The organism is Shewanella sp. DW31, from assembly GCF_015767295.1.
In the GTDB taxonomy this organism is placed as follows: Bacteria; Pseudomonadota; Gammaproteobacteria; order Enterobacterales; family Shewanellaceae; genus Shewanella; species Shewanella oncorhynchi.
In genome coordinates, this window is sequence record NZ_JADWMP020000026.1 from 19,725 (window position 1) to 33,965 (window position 14,241).

Annotated in this window: 15 protein-coding genes; 10 read left to right on the forward strand and 5 right to left on the reverse strand. The window is 46.3% G+C overall.

Annotation, left to right across the window (positions count from 1 at the left end; genetic code table 11):
• Nucleotides 1–129: 129 nt before the first annotated feature.
• The 3 genes from GWI56_RS18485 to GWI56_RS18495 are packed head-to-tail and all read left to right on the forward strand — an operon-like array spanning nucleotide 130 to nucleotide 2,522.
• Nucleotides 130–513, forward strand: coding sequence for a RidA family protein (locus tag GWI56_RS18485; protein WP_173243577.1), 384 nt, complete (start codon nucleotides 130–132; stop codon nucleotides 511–513).
• Between the two features lie 24 nt (nucleotides 514–537).
• Nucleotides 538–1,812: an L-serine ammonia-lyase, iron-sulfur-dependent, subunit alpha gene (locus GWI56_RS18490; protein ID WP_198573747.1), complete on the forward strand. Its 1,275-nt coding sequence runs from the start codon at nucleotides 538–540 to the stop codon at nucleotides 1,810–1,812.
• 50 nt (nucleotides 1,813–1,862) lie between these two features.
• Complete coding sequence (locus GWI56_RS18495) at nucleotides 1,863–2,522, forward strand: PAS domain-containing protein (RefSeq protein WP_113939392.1); 660 nt, start codon at nucleotides 1,863–1,865, stop codon at nucleotides 2,520–2,522.
• A 92-nt stretch (nucleotides 2,523–2,614) separates the two neighbouring features.
• Here the strand turns inward: GWI56_RS18495 and GWI56_RS18500 are convergent, their stop codons facing one another.
• Together GWI56_RS18500 and GWI56_RS18505 are read right to left on the reverse strand one after the other, a co-directional pair.
• The gene (locus GWI56_RS18500) at nucleotides 2,615–4,189 is read right to left on the reverse strand and encodes a hypothetical protein (protein ID WP_198573748.1); all 1,575 of its coding nucleotides are present in this window, start codon (nucleotides 4,187–4,189) and stop codon (nucleotides 2,615–2,617) included.
• Between the two features lie 226 nt (nucleotides 4,190–4,415).
• The gene (locus GWI56_RS18505) at nucleotides 4,416–5,330 is read right to left on the reverse strand and encodes a DUF368 domain-containing protein (protein WP_198573749.1); all 915 of its coding nucleotides are present in this window, start codon (nucleotides 5,328–5,330) and stop codon (nucleotides 4,416–4,418) included.
• Between the two features lie 223 nt (nucleotides 5,331–5,553).
• Here GWI56_RS18505 and GWI56_RS18510 point away from each other — a divergent pair, with 223 nt between their 5' ends.
• Entirely contained in the window at nucleotides 5,554–6,054 is a 501-nt protein-coding gene (locus tag GWI56_RS18510) for a hotdog fold domain-containing protein (protein WP_198573750.1), read from the forward strand.
• A gap of 211 nt (nucleotides 6,055–6,265) precedes the next feature.
• Here the strand turns inward: GWI56_RS18510 and xapA are convergent, their stop codons facing one another.
• A complete protein-coding gene (gene xapA / locus GWI56_RS18515) occupies nucleotides 6,266–7,093 on the reverse strand; it encodes a xanthosine phosphorylase (protein ID WP_198573751.1) in 828 nt (275 codons plus the stop codon).
• A gap of 135 nt (nucleotides 7,094–7,228) precedes the next feature.
• Between xapA and GWI56_RS18520 the strand changes: the two genes are divergently transcribed.
• The 4 genes from GWI56_RS18520 (at nucleotide 7,229) to GWI56_RS18535 (ending at nucleotide 10,605) form a co-directional block, all read left to right on the forward strand.
• Nucleotides 7,229–8,146, forward strand: a complete 918-nt coding sequence (locus GWI56_RS18520) for a LysR family transcriptional regulator (protein WP_198573752.1) — start codon at nucleotides 7,229–7,231, stop codon at nucleotides 8,144–8,146.
• Between the two features lie 65 nt (nucleotides 8,147–8,211).
• Complete coding sequence (locus tag GWI56_RS18525; protein ID WP_028761325.1) at nucleotides 8,212–8,649, forward strand: nucleoside deaminase; 438 nt, start codon at nucleotides 8,212–8,214, stop codon at nucleotides 8,647–8,649.
• Nucleotides 8,650–8,848: 199 nt separating this feature from the next.
• Nucleotides 8,849–10,033, forward strand: a complete 1,185-nt coding sequence (locus tag GWI56_RS18530; protein ID WP_198573768.1) for a DUF418 domain-containing protein — start codon at nucleotides 8,849–8,851, stop codon at nucleotides 10,031–10,033.
• Nucleotides 10,034–10,083: 50 nt separating this feature from the next.
• The gene (locus tag GWI56_RS18535) at nucleotides 10,084–10,605 is read left to right on the forward strand and encodes a DUF1294 domain-containing protein (protein WP_081729096.1); all 522 of its coding nucleotides are present in this window, start codon (nucleotides 10,084–10,086) and stop codon (nucleotides 10,603–10,605) included.
• A 93-nt stretch (nucleotides 10,606–10,698) separates the two neighbouring features.
• Here GWI56_RS18535 and GWI56_RS18540 read toward each other — a convergent pair whose 3' ends face one another.
• A complete protein-coding gene (locus GWI56_RS18540) occupies nucleotides 10,699–11,313 on the reverse strand; it encodes a TetR/AcrR family transcriptional regulator (RefSeq protein WP_028761328.1) in 615 nt (204 codons plus the stop codon).
• Nucleotides 11,314–11,589: 276 nt separating this feature from the next.
• On the opposite strand from GWI56_RS18540, the gene GWI56_RS18545 reads away from it, so the two are divergent.
• Entirely contained in the window at nucleotides 11,590–12,069 is a 480-nt protein-coding gene (locus GWI56_RS18545) for an HPP family protein (RefSeq protein WP_198573753.1), read from the forward strand.
• A gap of 81 nt (nucleotides 12,070–12,150) precedes the next feature.
• Here the strand turns inward: GWI56_RS18545 and GWI56_RS18550 are convergent, their stop codons facing one another.
• The gene (locus tag GWI56_RS18550; RefSeq protein WP_198573754.1) at nucleotides 12,151–13,506 is read right to left on the reverse strand and encodes a short-chain fatty acid transporter; all 1,356 of its coding nucleotides are present in this window, start codon (nucleotides 13,504–13,506) and stop codon (nucleotides 12,151–12,153) included.
• Between the two features lie 250 nt (nucleotides 13,507–13,756).
• Between GWI56_RS18550 and GWI56_RS18555 the strand changes: the two genes are divergently transcribed.
• Nucleotides 13,757–14,227, forward strand: a complete 471-nt coding sequence (locus GWI56_RS18555) for an FKBP-type peptidyl-prolyl cis-trans isomerase (RefSeq protein ID WP_028761331.1) — start codon at nucleotides 13,757–13,759, stop codon at nucleotides 14,225–14,227.
• Nucleotides 14,228–14,241 lie beyond the last annotated feature (14 nt).

The following is a 14,241-nucleotide window of genomic DNA, read 5'->3' on the forward strand; positions in this document are numbered from 1 at the left end:
AAATAGCGCACAAACCGCAGTGTAAAATGAAATTCATTAAAAAATAATTGCAATAAAACATAAAAATACAAATAATGTTGCACATAAGCCGACCTAGGCATTCAATTTTATTTGCAAGTTGGAGAAACAATGAAAACCATTATTCACGCAGAACGCGCTCCCGCGGCCATTGGCCCTTATTCCCATGGCACAGCCTATGGCAACCTCATTTTTACCTCTGGCCAACTCCCTGTTTGTAAAAAGAAAGGCAGCGTAGTTGACGGTGGGATTACTGAGCAATCGATTCAATCATTAGAGAATCTCAAATACGTGCTCGAAGCGGGTGGTGGCAGCTTAGAAACGATTCTTAAAACCACTTGTTATCTTGCAGAGATCAGTGACTTTGCCGCCTTTAACGAAGTGTATAAAACCTATTTTAAAACCGACTGCCCAGCTCGTAGCTGTTTTGCAGTGAAGGACCTTCCGCTGGGCGTTAAAGTAGAAGTTGAAGCGATAGCACACGTTAAAATCTAAGCATTAACATAAGGTTGTAAGCTCATGAAACCCCAATGGCAGCAGTATATTCAAATCATTAAACAAGTGGTTAAGCCCGCATTAGGCTGCACAGAGCCCATCGCCGCCGCTTACGCCGCCGCCGTCGCCCGCGCCTTGCTGGGTGTTGAACCCGATTCAATTGCAGTACAAGTGTCTGACAATCTTTATAAAAACTCTATGGGTGTGTTTGTGCCTGGCACAGGCAAAATCGGTCTGGCAATTGCCGCTGCAGCAGGCGCCATTGCGGGTAATCCTGATGCGGGCTTAGAAGTATTGGCCGTGATCACACCAGCACAAATCGCCAGAGCACAGGCCCTTATCGATGCGGGCAAAGTAACGGTTGAGCGCACCGAAACAGCAGAATTTATCTATTGTTGTGTCATCGCGAAAAAAGGCGACCGCGAAGCCCTAGTGAAAATCTGCGGCGGCCATACGCTTATTGCCGAAAAGCGCCTCAACGGCGAATCCGTCTTCAGTGTCGATAGCACGCAAGCCAAAGCCACTGGTTCCATCTGTGAAGGAGTGGATATCACTATCGAGTCTATTTATCGCTTCGCCCAAGAAGTCCCCTTTGAAGAGATTAAATTCATTCTCGAAGCCTCTGAGCTAAATGGCAAATTATCCGATGAAGGCATGGCGAATCCCTATGGGCTTGAAGTCGGCCGCACCATGAAAAGCGGCATAGCCGCAGGCATTATCGGTGAAGACTTACTGAATAAAATTGTCATGTTAACTGCTGCAGCATCCGATGCTCGCATGGGTGGGGCGAACTTGCCCGCCATGAGTAATCTTGGCAGTGGTAATCAAGGCATAGCGGCAACTATCCCCGTGGTATTGACGGCACAATGCTATAAGGTTTCGGAAGAAAAACTCGCCCGCGCCTTGATTATGAGCCATCTAGGAGCGATTTATATCAAGTCCCATTATCCACCACTGTCGGCATTTTGTGGCAATACAGTCACCAGCGCAGCCGCTTCTATGGCCATGGTGTATTTAGCTGATGGCTCGTTCGAACAATCCTGTTTCGCGATTCAAAACGTGATCAGCGACAGCTCTGGCATGGTGTGTGACGGCGCTAAAGCATCCTGCGCCATGAAGGTTAGCACTTCATCCAGTGCGGCCGTGCGCTCATTTTTGATGGCGCTCAGTAGTCACAATGTCTCAGGCCAAGGTATTATTGCTACCGACGTAGAGAAAACCATTAAAAACATTGGCAAAATGATCCTCAATGGCATGTCATCCACAGATGTCACTATTATCGATATTATGTCGGCATGATGATTTTAACCCGCTGAATATTTGCGGGTTAATAACTAAAGGTTGAAATTGTGAAACTGCAAGATTTAACGCAAAGTGATCTGGATATTCTGAAATCCATCGAAAATATCGTCGATGGCATCGCTGCCATGTATGGTCAACACACAGAAGTGGTATTGCACAGCCTAGATGCGAAACATCCGTCTGTGGTCAAAATTGCCAATGGCCATGTCACAGGCCGTGAAGTGGGTGCTCCAATAACCAACCTTGCCTTGCTCAAGCTCAAAACCGGTCAGGATATTTCCAACTCTTACCTGACTAAATGTGCCAATGGTAAGACGCTAAGATCAATTACGACGGTGATCCGTAACAGTAAAAATCAACCCATAGGGTTACTGTGTATTAACAGCGACATGGATGCACCACTGCAATCAGTACTGCGCACTATGATGCCAGAGCAACTCCTTGGCAGCGAACTGACCAGCTCGCCCGAGGTGTTTGCCCGCAATATCGATGAAGCGCTCCATAGCACGATTGACAGTGTGAACCATGAGGTTCGCGCGAATCCCGCGATTTCACCTTCACAAAAGAGTCGCGAAATCGTCAATCAACTCCACGAGTTAGGGATTTTCGAACTCAAGGACAGTGCCCAAGTCGCGGCCACTCGATTGGGGATTTCAGTGCATTCGATTTATCGCTATCTGCGGGAAATCAAAGCCAATCAAGCTTAAAGCGAGAAAAAACTCGCCTAAATAGAAAGGGCTAAGGTGTAAATAACCTTAGCCCTTTCTATTTATTATTTTTGCACTTGTGATTGCGCTTGTTATTGCGCAGCTTGTCCGCTAAAGCCCATCATATTCCATGCCTGCACTGTGCCATCGGCCATTAAGGCAATGGCATCGAGCAAATTGCTGCGAATGTCGCGCATTTGGCTCAAATCAACGGCTTGTTTATCTAATGTTAACGCAGCCTCGCCTCCCATCCACACCGCAATCGAACCATCTTGGCGTTTAACCGTAAACCCTAAGCCTGTCGGGAAAATATCCGTTGCTTGGGTGATTTCAGTTTTGGGTCCAGAGTGGCCATCAACCACAGTGCCATCCTGTTTTAAAAAGGCAAACTCCCGCTCATAGGCCACCACTTTGCTCACCTGAGTGACTTCTTGATAACGTGGTTGCTTGTCTACCAAGTCCCAACCTTCCCAAGCAATCGCGGTATTATCCCTGCGTAGCGCGACAAACCCCTCCTCAAAGGGATAAACCTTGTGCACTTTTTGCAACTTATCCTGTAGGACTGATGTATCGGCACCATTGAATTTACTGCCCCATACGTGCAGTTGACGACTGATGGTTAAGGCGGCAAACGCTCCACGATTTGCATAAATATCAATCACTTTATTGGCGCGTTTTGTAGTAGATAAACGAGCTGGAAACGCGACGTGATACTCAGTCAATTCGCCCTCACCCCAGGTATATACGCTGCCATCCGCCAGCAGCGCCGCAAACCCATGATCCGTGTTGACAACTTTCACGGCAGGCGCTAATTGGCTGAGTTTTGCCAGTTGTTCGCGGCCTTTTTGATCATCGTTGACCCCGCCCCAAGACACTAATTTTCCCGTCGCCGTCCTCGCGGTAAAAGCATTATTGTTGGCATAGAGCAGATCGACATGGTTAAGCTCAGAGGCCACGTGGCGACTATCGCCACCATAAGCGGCATCGCCCCAAGTCACTACTGCTCCCCCCAGCTTTAAAGCAGCAAAGGCACCTTTATTAATCAACACAAAATCAATATTGGTCATCGCAGGCGCAGCATATTGACCCGAGAGCAGTTCGGCAGGTGTTGAATCCAGATTAGACCAACTGACTACACTACCATCTTGTTTGATGGCCGCATAAAGTCCTTCTGCCAACACAAAAGAACGAACGCCTGTCAGCACTTGCTTCATCCCCATCCCCCAAGGGATAAGTTTGTCATCACGGGTTAAGGCCGCAAAACCACAGGTATTCTCCGCCGCGTATAACTCTTTTACATTGACCAGAGGCTCTGCGGCATTATTGATATCGCCACCACATTCAGCATCGCCCCATGCCACCACAGTACCGTCTTGCTTGAGTGCCGCAAATGCACTGAGATTACTGTAGATTTGACTCACTTGGGCTAACTGGGCGGGCATAGGGATTTTGGTAGAATCGTCGGCCACCTCAAGATTGCTCGGGATGGACGTTAATGAATTATTCGTGGTGGATGGTGATCTGTGAGCCAATATCGTGTCAGAAATTTGCTGTTTTAATTCGGGCGATATATCAGAATCCTGTTTATCTATGAGTAAGTTAACCACATGACCCAAAGCAAAAATCGCCAGCGCTACACCGCCCCACGAGACCTGTTTTTTATCCACAAGTATATCCTTATAGTAACTGCAAACTCTCACTGAGTTTAAACTGGAACATAACGTCAACTGAGTACGCTAAATGTGAACTGTGATTGTAACCAAAACAGGGCTAAAATGACATTGCCCTAAAGTCGAAAGCTGACCTGATTCAAGTAAGATGAGCATATGAGCAAAAAATAAAAGCAGCGTATCTCGCTGCTTTTATTGGATATGATGTTGAGGTAACAAAGGGCTAATCTCTTTTGCCCACTTTCTCTAACCCCCAAACCAGTGCAATCGCCGCTAACATACACACAATGGCGAACAGCAGTTGTGAAGGCTGACCCGTTACTTGCTCAAAATTAAGCGGGGAAATATTTTGCTCCAGCAAAGGTACTTTTTCGCCGTGGGAGTTGGTCCGCCAAGTTAAGATTTCTTTCCATGGCCAAATTTTACCTAAGGTACCTAACATTAATCCGGTTAGAAACACGATAGTGGCATCATGGTATTTACGCAGCAGCGCCGACAATAAATGGCTGAACGTCAGTAATCCCATCACGGCACCAGCAGCAAAACAGGCCAAAATATCCAGCTGAATATTTTTAGCGGCTGCGAGGACCACAGGATATAACCCTAACAATAATAAGATGAAACTGCCTGAAATCCCCGGCAATACCATAGCGCAAATCGCAATCGCGCCGCCGAAAAAGATATTCATGTAACTGGCTTCTACCGCGACCGGATTCAGTACAGTAATCGCCCATGCAGCCAGCACACCAAACGCAAATAAACCTAAACGTGCCACAGTGAAACCACTCACTTGCTTAAGCATATGCACGACAGAGATAAGAATAAGCCCAAAAAAGAACGACCAGATCGGGATGGGATGTACCGCCAACAACCAAGAAATCAGCTTAGCAAAGGTAAAAATACTGGTCAGGATCCCCGCCAGCAGACTCACTAAAAAGCCACCATTAATATGGGCAAATGCCCCTTTTATGCCCTGCGACTTGATTACGCCCCAAAGGGAAGGATTAATGCGTTTTACACTATCGAGCAAAGTATCGAGAATACCGGTAATAAACGCTATGGTGCCGCCCGAAACGCCAGGCACAACATCAGCAGCGCCCATGGCCATTCCCTTAAAATACGTCAGCAAATATTTCACTGTGAGTCCTTGTAGTTAAATCAACATGCCATTGCCGCTACACGACAAATTGGCCGCAATTATACGGTGTTACACTTAAAACCGCGAAATGAAGTTTACTTAATTAAGCCGACTGGTATTTGTTGTTATCCTAATGTTACACTCATCCGACCAGAGCAACCCAAGCTCAACTTGGAACAGGCTCAAGATAACAACCCCCTTTGCACCATTATTAAGGATGACCATGAGCCAGACAGACTCTTCTAGCACTGCAGAACAAAAACCTAATAAAGTGCTCGCGCTCTACCACAAAACTCGCCGTTATCCCTTCGGCCAAAAACTGTTTTCAATCATGGTTTCACGCATGGCGCCCTATTTCGGCACCATCAAACCACTGATCACTGAATTACGCCTTAATCATTGCGCCTGTTTAATTAAAAAACGCCATGCCGTTCATAATCATATAAAAACTGTGCATGTGATTGCGATTTGTAATGGTCTAGAAATGGCCATGGGCGTGATGGCCGAAGCCTCTATTCCAAAACATTTACGTTGGATACCTAAGGGCATGAGTTTGGATTATACGGCTAAAGCAGGCAGCGATATTTTATGTGTCGCCGAAGTGACCCCAGAGCAATGGACTCCTGGCGATATGCTGGTCCCCGTTACCGCCTACGACACCCAAGGAGTGGTTGTTGTGAAAGGACATATCAAATTGTGGATTTCAGAAAAACCGCAAAAATAAACGATTTGAATCAAGACTTACACTTAATGTCAGCATTTAAAAAGGGAGCTTTGCTCCCTTTACTTTTTAACCTTCAGCCGTATTTCGCAAAAACATTCGGAGAACTGAATTGTGCGGCGCCTTGCTCGCTCACGTTTAAGTACGAACTGTTAGATACGAGCTTTTAAAATCGCAGCCCTATCGCAATATAGCAGCACAGTTATGCAAAATATTAAGCAAAATGGCTTGCAGTAAAACGCTCAATTAAACGGATAAAGTCGGCTTCAGCAAGCTTGGCACACTTTAAGGTTTGTTCATGGGATAACTGCACGTCCCCCAATCCTTCTGCCATATTGGTAATAGCGCACACAGCCAACACGGGCAAACCACAATGCGCCGCCGAAATCACTTCTGGCACCACGGACATTCCCACTACATCGCCACCGATGATTTGCATCATGCGGATTTCAGCCGCGGTTTCAAAACACGGGCCAGAGTAAGACACAAAGACCCCTTGATTCACTTCAATGCCTGCGGCTTTTGCAACACTTAAGGCTTCTGCTCTCAGGTCTTTATCATAAGCATTGGCTAGGCTAAAAAAGCGTGGGCCGTAGCTATCATCATTTGCGCCCGTCATGGGCGTACCCGGCATAGTATTGATGTGATCGCTGAAAATCACTAATGATCCCACGCCGATCCGCTCTGGCCGTAATGAACCCGCAGCGTTAGTCACGAGTAACAATTCACACCCTAACCGTTTGAAAGTACGCACAGGCGTCGTCATCACCTTCATGCTTTGGTGCTCGTAAAAATGCCCGCGGCCTTTCATGCACACTATATCGATGCCATGTAAGCTGCCGAGCACAAGCTCTCCAGAGTGGCCGACGACGGTACTCACAGGAAAGCCGTCTAACTCTTCATAGGGGATCACTACTTTGTTATCTAAATTATCGGCAAACGCGCCAAGCCCTGAGCCCAAAATCATAGCAGCACGGGGAGAGAAATTCGGTTTACAGGCTCGAATCGTCGCAAGGGCATTAATAACAGGATCATGGCTCATACAAGGTACCTCATAGCAAAAGAATGAAAGAGTAAGCGACCCTCAGTATAAGCGGGCTTAGGATTGCAAATAATCGCGATTAACCGCACTATTGTGCTGATAAAAAGGACAATAGCTGAAAATAGTGAGCCTAAAATGAGCACGATAAACGCATCAGAACTCGTCACCTTGAAGATGCTGCGGTATTTTCATCGAGTGGCTGAAGTGAAAAACTTTACCGCTGCCGCCGAACAACTGCATCTATCGAAATCTCCGCTGAGCGCACAAATCAAAGAGTTAGAATCGCTCCTTGGCGTTGAGCTGTTCACCCGCAGCACTCGTCAGGTCGAGCTCACGCCCTATGGCCAATTGTTAAGAGAGAAGTGCGAACAAATATTCGAGCTGGTGAATACCTCATTGGAACAAGTGGCTCAGCTTGGGCGACTCGATAGAAACCATATTCGGATTGGCATCATGAGCTCGCTGTTTTGGATGGGATTTGGTGACATACTGAAAAGCTTTCGCAAGCAACGCCCTGATAATGAGCTGATATTTCAAGAGTTATCACCTGAAACTCAAAAAGTCACCTTAGCACATCAAGAAATCGATTTTGGCCTAGTGCGCTACGCCGACACCTTAAATTTGCCGCACCTTCTCGCCGAAACCATCACCAGCGAACCTATGGTGTTAGCACTGGCAAGTAAGCATCCCTTAGCCAGACGTAAAAGCATCGACTTGAGTGAACTCAAAGATGAGCCTTTTACCTTACTCAGCCGTGCCAATTCCGCCTCTAGCGATTTGATTATCGCCAGCTGTCAGGCCGCAGGATTTATGCCGCAATTAGTACAGGAAATGGTCGAGCCCAATAGCTTGATGGCTATCATCGCTGGCGATAACAGGGTATCCATAGTGCCGCAAAGTTATGCTTCACAACCTTGGCCTAGGGTAAAGTTTATTAAGTTAAAACAAACCATCTCCGCCGATATCTGCCTGATTTATCAGCCAGAAATGGCTTCGCTGCCAATTCTCGATAGCCTGAGGGACTTATTGAAGCAACAAATCAAAACCATTTAGATTGTCTCCCAAACGAGTGCTATGCTGAGTTCAATACTCAGGGTTCATATTTTAAGGATATCAAGATGGATGAATTTTTAGCGGCAGCCATTGAAGAAGCTAAGCAAGGACTCGCCGAGGGCGGCATCCCCATTGGTTCGGTATTAGTGATCGATGGCAAAATCGTCGGGCGCGGCCACAATAAACGGGTACAAAAAGGCAGTTCAGTACTGCATGCCGAAATGGATTGTCTCGAAAATGCCGGCCGATTTAGCGCCGCCGAGTACCAAAGGGCGACCTTGTATTCCACCCTATCGCCCTGCGATATGTGCAGCGGCGCAGTATTACTTTATGGCATACCAAAAGTCATCGTCGGTGAAAACGCTACCTTCCAAGGGCCAGAAGCCTATGTAAAATCCCGCGGCGTGGATGTCACTGTGGTCGATAATGCCGAGTGCAAACAATTGATGCAGGACTTTATCGCCAGTAATCCAACACTCTGGAACGAAGATATCGGCGAGTAATGGTTCGACAGTCTTCTCAATCCGTTTCTGCATTTTTGTATTTCACTTTTTACGTTGGCGCTAGTTCACTTTCTACCTTTCCTGTATTTTACTTTTTGTGTTGACTGTATTTCATTGGAGGCTAGCGCCTGCTAGGCTAGCCCTCCCAAATTCCAGTGAAAAGTGGAACATGTCTACTAGCGAAAGGAACTCAGCTAACGTGCCAGCCAACTTACCTAAAGACCCTTGGTCAAGATCAGACTCCACGCAGCCTGTTGTAATGACGATACCCGCACAGCGTAATGCCAACCTCGATGCTATTCGCGGCTTAGCCGTGTTGGGGATATTTTTTATGAATATCTATTTTATGGGCATTACTTTTTTTGGCTATGCGCCCCATGAAACACAGCCGCTGTCGGATCACATTATCAAAGTGTTCAGTAACTTTTTCATCGAGGCACGCTTTATCAGTCTGTTTTCCATCTTGTTTGGTGTCGGGCTTTTTATTCAATATCAGCGATTTAGCGCCAAAGGCCTAGAAGCTTATTCCCTACTGCGATCACGTTTAAAATGGTTAATTGTATTTGGCCTACTCCACGGCATTTTTATTTGGTCAGGTGATATTTTATTCACCTATGGCATCAGCGGATTTTTAGCTTTGTGTTACAAAGATTTAAGTGTTGAAGCCCTTAAGCGCAAAGCGAATATTTTTATTTTAAGCGCCTTAGTTATCATCACGCTGGTTAGCCTTACTGGAAGCGATGAACCTTTCACTCGAGAATCGAGTCTATTTGCAGAGCAATACAGTGCATGGACCTCTGGCTATGCCGACCAACTATTACTGCAATTGATGCAAGTTGGCTATATGGCACTGGTGATCCCTTTTACCATAATGTGGTTTACGGCTGGCTTGATGTTGCTCGGCATGGCCTTGTATCAACAGGGGACTTTTGAGCGGGGTTTTAGCAAATCGGTACTGGTAAAGTTAGTGCTAGCAAGCGTAACGCTATCACTGCTTGATACCATCTTAGGTTTAACGAAAAATACTATTCTCGTTGCGTTTTCAGATGTATTAATCATGCTAAGTGCTATTCCTATGGCGCTGATTTACATCCATATTATAGTTAAGGTTTGCCATAATAATCCTAATATACTGACTCCGTTGCAAAATGTAGGCAAACTCGCGTTTAGTCTCTATATTCTGCAATCCATCATTGGCGTGTTAGTGTTTAGACACTTAGCTCCCGAATTGCTATTGAGCTTAGATAGATGGGGATACATGGCCATGGCGCTGGTTTATTCAGTAGTGCAACTACTGTTAGCCAGCCTGTACTTACGCTATTTCAAGCAAGGGCTGCTGGAGAAACTGTGGCGCCACCTCACATTTAAAAAATACACGGCATAACAAGAACACAAGCAAGCTTAAAAACACTGACACGAGATTAATACCAGATAATGACGAACAAAAAAACTACTAAAACGGGCAACAGCGCTTCACCTCAAACCAATCGTCCGCAAAAGAGTCGAGCACAAAGCGGTCGCGCTCAGAACAGTCGCACAAAGAACAATCGCGCCCAAAGTAGCCGCACTCAAAAATCCAATACAGCCGCTTCAGGCTCAAGCCTTATGCCGCTGTTATTGGTGGTGATTTTTCTTGCTGGCTTAATCGGCGCAGCGCAGCAACATATGCTGCCAGTCGGGATTGCGGGCATGTACCTCACACTAAGCCTGCTCACCTTTATCGCCTATGCCATCGATAAATCCGCCGCTAAACGTAATAAATGGCGCACTAAAGAAAGCACATTACATCTGCTCGCCCTCATGGGCGGTTGGCCAGGCGCTCTATTTGCCCAAAACCTGTTAAGACACAAGTCCGTTAAAGCCTCATTTAGAAACGTCTTTTGGCTCACCGTTGTCGCTAACTTAGCCGTGCTGGGTTATGGCATAAAAACCGGCGCCGTAGATATGTTTATCTAATGCTCTTATTTAAGGGCTTTTATGTAAGAGCTTTTATACAAAGGCTTTTATATAAGGCGCCTTATCTAAGAATCGCCATCTGAGAGTGGCAGTCTAAGCAGCATGAGTCGCGGCATCGATCAACTGCTCAACCACAGACAACGCCAAGAGTGCTGACTGAGTGTCACCTTTTAGTTGCGCCGACACTGTCGCACCCTCTTTGAGTAAACCTATTGCCGCAACGAGAAATTGGGTCTTGGCTTCTGGCAAGCCCAATGCCGATACTTGCTGTTCAATTAAACTCGCCACTCGCAGTTTATGCAGGGCGCAGAGTTGGTGCACTGGATGACTCGGCTCAGTAAATTCGGCGCTGACATTGATAAAAAAACAGCCGCGAAACTCACACAGTTGCGGCACTCTTTGATTAAACCAATCATCGAGCGCGATAAATAACCCACCAATGCCCTCCCGTCCCGCTGGCAATGCGTTCACTCGCTCGCTAAGCCATTGATAAAATACCTCATCACGATAGCGAACCACGGCTTCAACTAACTCATCTTTACTGGCAAAGTGGTGGTACAGGGTCTTTTTGGCGATCGCCGATTCCTGCAAAATCTGATTAATCCCCACCCCATGCACACTTTGAAAATAAAACAGTTTAAATGCGGTAGTGACCAATTGCTGCCGTTTATCCGATGGCGTACCTGTCTGAATCTCAGTGCCCTGCATCAACTCATTCCTCTTCTTTGGTAAACATTTGTTAGCAAATCTTAGCTAACAAATATGAGTCCTATATTCTCACGAGTAGACAGGTCAGTCTACTCGTGAGAATATCCACAGAGGTAGACAGATCTGTCTTCCTCGGTAACTAAATTAAGTTAATAGTGAAATCAAGAGTGAACACGGAACACCACAGCATGTTAGCGGCGATGGTTTGCTGAACATTCACGTCCACAATTCATGATCAAAATAAGGGCTTAACACAAGCCATTAATGGGAGAAAAGATGCAAAGAATCATTCCACAGAATCTAAAGATGGCCTTGCTCGCAGGGTGTGGAGCCACTTTGTGTATCAGTAGTTTAGCGACGCTTGAACAGCTAACACCGCAAACCATTTGGTTGATGGCCCCCTTTGGTGCCACTATGGTGTTGTTGTTTGCCTTGCCAGAAAGTCCACTCGCTCAACCGAGAAACATTCTCTGCGGCCACTTACTCACGAGTTTGGTTGAACTGATAATTCTAAATACTTTAGGAGTCTCCCCGCTAGCCTTAGGGCTTGCGGTCGGATTAGGCATAGCGGTTATGATGCTAACCCATACTGTGCATCCACCAGCGGGAGCGAATCCTCTGGTCGTTATGCTCACGGCGCAGCACTGGGATTTTCTGTATATGCCCGTCGCCAGTGGTGTTGCGCTCATTCTGGCTTTTGGTTGGCTATATCACAACTTACTTTGCCGCCGGCAATACCCACAAAAGTGGTTTTAATCATTCATCACCAATAAAAAAGGGCAATTTAAAATTGCCCTACACTTTCTCTAAAATGCAAAATTGGCTGTCACTTTGCCTTTAAAACCAGCTCAACGCGATACTGATAATCACGCCAGTGATCATCAATTGCATTAAACAAAAGCCCATAATATCCCGCGCTTTTAAGCCTGCAATCGCCAGCACAGGCAGTGCCCAGAAAGGTTGAATCAAGTTAGTCCACGCATCTCCCCAAGCAACGGCCATTGCGACCCGAGCGACATCAGCACCTAAAGCCTGTGCGGCGGGTAACATAATCGGGGCCTGCACCGCCCACTGGCCACCTCCCGATGGCACAAAAATATTCACAATTCCTGCACTGATAAAGCTCCAAAATGGCAGGCTCTCGGCGCTAGCGATGGCCACAAAACCTTCCGAAATACTTTGGGCTAAACCCGATTGCACCATCACAGCCATAATGCCCGCATAAAAGGGAAATTGGATAACAATCCCTGCGCCGCCCTTAATGGCCTCATTCAAGCTGGTTAATAAACTGCGTGGTGTTTGATGTAACAGTATGGCGAGGAACAGAAATAAGAAATTCACTAAATTGAGATTTAAGCTGCCGCCCTGCACCCAAAAGTAATAACCTAAATATACAAGCCCAGCGCCACCTACACTCCAGCCGAGTAAACGGCTATTTTCTAACTTATCCGCAGGACGGCTTTCAGGCTGACGATCACTCACATTTGCAGAGTTAAGCTCTAACGCCGAAGCATCAAGTTCAGCGCCTTTGTCATCAAGGGCGCTTGGGTCGACATAAACACTGTCTTTTTCTTCTGGCAACATAAAGCGATTTACTAAGGGCATGACCACAAACAGAATTGCCACTAACAATAAATTATAACTCGCGAAAATGGTGTCACTGGTGGGGATGATACCGATTTGCGATTCAGAGAAATGCCCCACCGTCGCTATGGTTAATGGGATCGAACCCGCAAGCCCACCATGCCAAACCACAAAGCCGGAATAGGCGCTGGCGACCAGCAGTCGATAATCCACTTTCACTTTGCGAGCTAAGGCTTTGGCAAATAACGCGCCCACCACTAGCCCAAAACCCCAGTTAATCCAACTGGCGGCCAGTGACACCAAAGTCACTAAAATAATGGCTTGTGGTGCCGACTTAGCCAATCCAGCAATGGCATCGAGCAGCTTTTTAATCGGCGGCGAGCTTGCCAACATAAATCCTGCCACCAGCACTAACAGCATCTGCATCGAAAAACTTAACAGCGTCCAAAAGCCATCGCCCCAATAATTGATGACTTCCAGCGGGGTTTTATGTTCGGCAACCACAGCAGCAATTAATACGACTAAGGTAAGTAAAAGCACGAAAATATAAGGATCGGGTAGATATCGGTCGACGAGTTTGACCAGAGGTTTTGCCGCTTTGTTTAACATAGACTTTCCTTGTTTATTATCTGAACTAAAACGTCAACACGCCCTAGTTCTTATTTGTTTTTATTGAATTTTTATTGAGTCTTAAGCCCACAGATTAAGCGATCTCTAAAGCAGGATAAAGTCTTGAGGGAGTTTTTAACGGTTTGAACTGGTAGCACCAGATATCCAGCTCAACGCACACGCGAGTGCCGATAGCATCTGATGCTAAAAAACTGATAATATGGCAAAAATTAACTAAGGTGCTCTTTATATGAAAATGTTACTTGCCGTTGTGGTGATTGCTGGGGTGATTTTTTACTTCTTTACCTCGATGAACGGCCAAAAAGCCGCCCAAGAAAATATCCGTTTAGGCAATGAGTTTTTAACACAAAACAAAACCAAAGAAGGTGTGATCACCACAGCTTCAGGTTTGCAATATCAAGTATTAACTCAGGGCGATGGCACAGTTCATCCTAAAGCCAGCGATACAGTGACAGTCCATTACCATGGCACTTTGATTGACGGTACTGTGTTTGACAGTTCGGTTGATCGCGGCGAACCCATCGCATTTCCGCTTAATCGGGTGATTAAAGGTTGGACCGAGGGCGTACAGCTTATGGTTGTTGGCGATAAAATGCGTTTTTTTATTCCCAGTGAACTCGCCTACGGTAACCGTAGCACGGGCAAGATTGGTGGTGGTTCTGTGTTAATTTTTGATGTAGAACTGCTTAAGATTGATTAAATCAGTCTTCAATG

What these genes read in the sequence shown, in the direction of transcription:
- GWI56_RS18545 (WP_198573753.1), top strand. Translation starts at nt 11,590, where the DNA reads ATGCAAAGAATCATTCCACAGAATCTAAAGATGGCCTTGCTCGCAGGG.
- GWI56_RS18555 (WP_028761331.1), top strand. Translation starts at nt 13,757, where the DNA reads ATGAAAATGTTACTTGCCGTTGTGGTGATTGCTGGGGTGATTTTTTAC.
- GWI56_RS18485 (WP_173243577.1), top strand. Translation starts at nt 130, where the DNA reads ATGAAAACCATTATTCACGCAGAACGCGCTCCCGCGGCCATTGGCCCT.
- GWI56_RS18520 (WP_198573752.1), top strand. Translation starts at nt 7,229, where the DNA reads ATGAGCACGATAAACGCATCAGAACTCGTCACCTTGAAGATGCTGCGG.
- GWI56_RS18490 (WP_198573747.1), top strand. Translation starts at nt 538, where the DNA reads ATGAAACCCCAATGGCAGCAGTATATTCAAATCATTAAACAAGTGGTT.
- GWI56_RS18550 (WP_198573754.1), bottom strand. Translation starts at nt 13,506, where the DNA reads ATGTTAAACAAAGCGGCAAAACCTCTGGTCAAACTCGTCGACCGATAT.
- GWI56_RS18535 (WP_081729096.1), top strand. Translation starts at nt 10,084, where the DNA reads ATGACGAACAAAAAAACTACTAAAACGGGCAACAGCGCTTCACCTCAA.
- xapA (WP_198573751.1), bottom strand. Translation starts at nt 7,093, where the DNA reads ATGAGCCATGATCCTGTTATTAATGCCCTTGCGACGATTCGAGCCTGT.
- GWI56_RS18525 (WP_028761325.1), top strand. Translation starts at nt 8,212, where the DNA reads ATGGATGAATTTTTAGCGGCAGCCATTGAAGAAGCTAAGCAAGGACTC.
- GWI56_RS18510 (WP_198573750.1), top strand. Translation starts at nt 5,554, where the DNA reads ATGAGCCAGACAGACTCTTCTAGCACTGCAGAACAAAAACCTAATAAA.
- GWI56_RS18540 (WP_028761328.1), bottom strand. Translation starts at nt 11,313, where the DNA reads ATGCAGGGCACTGAGATTCAGACAGGTACGCCATCGGATAAACGGCAG.